This is a genomic window from Streptomyces sp. UH6 (assembly GCF_013421635.1).
Lineage (GTDB): Bacteria > Actinomycetota > Actinomycetes > Streptomycetales > Streptomycetaceae > Streptomyces > Streptomyces abyssomicinicus.
The window spans coordinates 1-2,717 of sequence record NZ_JACADT010000775.1 but is presented as its reverse complement, the minus strand read 5'-3'; the positions used below and the strand labels follow the sequence as shown (position 1 = coordinate 2,717).

At 72.2% G+C, this 2,717-nt stretch carries 4 protein-coding genes and 1 riboswitch; of the genes, 1 reads left to right on the top strand and 3 read right to left on the bottom strand.

All coding sequences use genetic code 11. The features are described from left to right. The 3 genes from HW445_RS25640 to HW445_RS25630 form a co-directional block, all read right to left on the bottom strand. A partial coding sequence (locus HW445_RS25640; RefSeq protein ID WP_180223278.1) for a 3,4-dihydroxy-2-butanone-4-phosphate synthase occupies positions 1 to 414 on the bottom strand: 414 nt, incomplete at its 3' end. Then, complete coding sequence (locus tag HW445_RS25635; RefSeq protein WP_180223277.1) at positions 411 to 1,055, bottom strand: nicotinamide mononucleotide transporter family protein; 645 nt, start codon at positions 1,053 to 1,055, stop codon at positions 411 to 413. The genes HW445_RS25635 and HW445_RS25640, both read right to left, overlap by 4 nt. Continuing rightward, positions 1,052 to 1,660 (bottom strand): riboflavin synthase, encoded by a 609-nt coding sequence (locus HW445_RS25630; RefSeq protein WP_180223276.1) that lies wholly within the window; start codon positions 1,658 to 1,660, stop codon positions 1,052 to 1,054. Before HW445_RS25630 ends, HW445_RS25635 begins: the two co-directional genes overlap by 4 nt. 203 nt (positions 1,661 to 1,863) lie before the next feature. Further along, a riboswitch (FMN riboswitch) is annotated at positions 1,864 to 1,994 on the bottom strand. 149 nt (positions 1,995 to 2,143) lie between these two features. On the opposite strand from HW445_RS25630, the gene HW445_RS25625 reads away from it, so the two are divergent. Further along, positions 2,144 to 2,717 (top strand): MFS transporter (locus HW445_RS25625; protein ID WP_180223275.1); only part of this gene is annotated, 574 nt, incomplete at its 3' end.

The window sequence follows — 2,717 nt, the reverse complement described above, 5'->3', positions numbered from 1 at the left end:
CGTGCCGCCGGCCAGCAGCCGCAGGGTGGCGGCGCGGTCCTCGGCGGAGATGCCGGTGGTGACGCCGTGGGCGGCGGTCGCGTCCACGGAGACGGTGAAGGCGGTCTTCATGGACTCGGTGTTCGCCTCGTCCTGCACCATCTGCGGCAGGCGGAGCCGGTCGAGCTCCGCGGCCTCCATGGGGGCGCAGATCAGACCGCGGCACTCGCTCATCATGAACGCGATGACCTCGGGGGTGGCCGCCTCGGCGGCGATCACCAGGTCGCCCTCGTTCTCGCGGTCCTCGTCGTCGACGACCACGACCGGACGTCCTGCCGCGATGTCGGCGATCGCCTGCTCGACGGGGTCCAGGGCGAGGATCAGGGCGTCCGGGTCCTCGGTGCGGGGGTTCGGGGTCCAGGCGGGTGCCGTCATGCCGGCGTTCCTTCCAGGGTCGGTCGCTGGGCGGCGCGCGACCGCAGCCACCAGTCGCGCATGCCCCACAGGACGAGTGCCCCGTAGACGAGGTAGATGAGACCGGAGAAGGCGAGTCCGCTCGCGAAGTTCAGCGGGACGCCGACCAGGTCGACCAGGAGCCAGGCGAACCAGAACTCGACCATGCCCTTGGCCTGCGCGTACATGGCGACCAGGGTGCCGACGAAGATGTAGGCGTCGGCCCAGGGGCTCCAGGACAGGGAGGGGAAGGCGGTGAAGAGTCCGCCGACCGCCAGGGTGCCGGCCGCGGCGCCCGCGACCAGCACGAGGCGCTCACGCCCGGTGGCGAACCGGACCTGCACGGTGCCGTCGGCGGACGCCTTGCGGCCCAGCGTCCAGGCCCGCCAGCCCCAGACGGCCACCGCGATGACCACCAGCTGCTTGCCGACGCCGCCGCCCTGCTGGACGGCTATGTTCGCCGCGATCAGCACCAGGCCGGACAGCAACTGCAGCGGCCAGGTCCAGACGTTGCGCAGCCAGCCGAGGGCGAGTGCGGCCAGTCCCACGGTGTTGCCGATCAGGTCGGACCAGATGATGTGCTGTCCGAGGACCGTGAACGCCTCCGCGTTGAGCCAGTTCACTCCCCGTCCTCCGTCCGGCCCGCCGTGAAGAGGCGCTCCACGTACTTGGCGACGATGTCGACCTCGAGGTTGACCGGGTCGCCCGCCTGCTTGAGGCCGAGGGTGGTGAGCGCCAAGGTGGTGGGGATGAGGCTGACGGTGAAGAAGTCCTGGCCCGCCTCGACGACGGTGAGGCTGATGCCGTCGACGGTGATGGAGCCCTTGCCGACCACGTAGCGGGTGAGCTCGGCGGGGAGCGAGATCCGGACGACCTCCCAGTGCTCGGAGGCCTGGCGGTCCAGGACGGTGCCGGTGCCGTCGACGTGGCCCTGCACGATGTGCCCGCCCAGCCGGCCCCCGACGGGGGTGGGGCGTTCCAGGTTGACGCGGGAGCCGACGGTCAGCGCGCCCAGGCTGGACCGCTTGAGGGTCTCGGCCATGACGTCCGCGGTGAACTCGTCGTCCTCGTGCTCCACGACGGTGAGGCAGACGCCGTTGACGGCGATCGAGTCGCCGTGCCGGGCGCCCTCGGTGACGACGGGGCCTCGCAGCCGGAAGCGTGCGGCGTCGGCGAGCTGCTCGACGGCCGTCACCTCGCCCAGCTCTTCGATGATGCCGGTGAACACTTCCCGGGTCCTCCTGCCATGGCGGCACGGACTCCGGGGCTGCCGACGAGGGCAGGGACACACGGGCGCACGGCCCGCCCGGTGTACACGCCGGACGCCGGCCCTCCGCGGTGCGCGCCTGCCGGCCACGCCGAGGCGCGGCCAGGGACGACGACCACGGGTGGATACCCGAATCCGGCGGACGACACGGATGTGCCTGCCCGCCGCGCACTGCCTCCCATCCGGACTTTAACCGTCGGTCCAGGAATTTCACCTGGTCAGCCGGCCGCTGGAGGCGGCCGGGTCGCGGACTGTAACCGCCGGTTCGGATTTTCACCGACCCCGGAGTGCGCTGTTGGTCATTGATCTGACGGGCCCAGTGTGCCATGACCGCCATGGCCGAAGACAGGGCGTCCGTGTGGACTGGCTCACACCGGCCGTTCGCGCACGTGTACGGTCACGTCGGTGCATGGTGCACCGTTCAGGGACCCCGGGGAGGACCGCGTGTCCGAGACGCCGTCGGGCGGACAGGCCTACGGGCCTGGTCAGGTGCGGGGTGCCCGCCATGCCGTGGCCGTGGTGTTCGCGGTGCACGGCGCCGTGGCGGGATCGTTCGCCTCCCGTGTGCCGTGGGTCGCCGACCACGCGTCGGTCGGCGCCGGCCAGCTCGGGCTGGCGCTGGCGATGCCGGCGCTCGGTGCCTCACTGGCCATGCCGCTGGCGGGCCGGATCTCCCACCGGCTCGGGGCCCGGACCTCGCTGCGCCTGCTGCTGGCGGCGTGGACCCTCTCCCTGGTACTGCCGGGTCTGGCGCCGAACCTGCTCGCGCTGTGCCTGGCCCTCTTCGTCTACGGCGCCACCTCCGGCATGGCCGACGTGGTGATGAACGCGCTCGGCGTGGAGGTGGAGAACCGGCTGGACCGGTCGATCATGTCGGGCCTGCACGGCATGTGGAGCGCGGGCGCGCTGCTGGGCTCGGCGGGCGGCACCCTCGCCGCGCACCTGGACGCGGACGGCCGGCTGCACTTCACGGTCGCGGCGGCCGTGCTCACCGCGGTGGGCCTGGTGGCCTGCACGT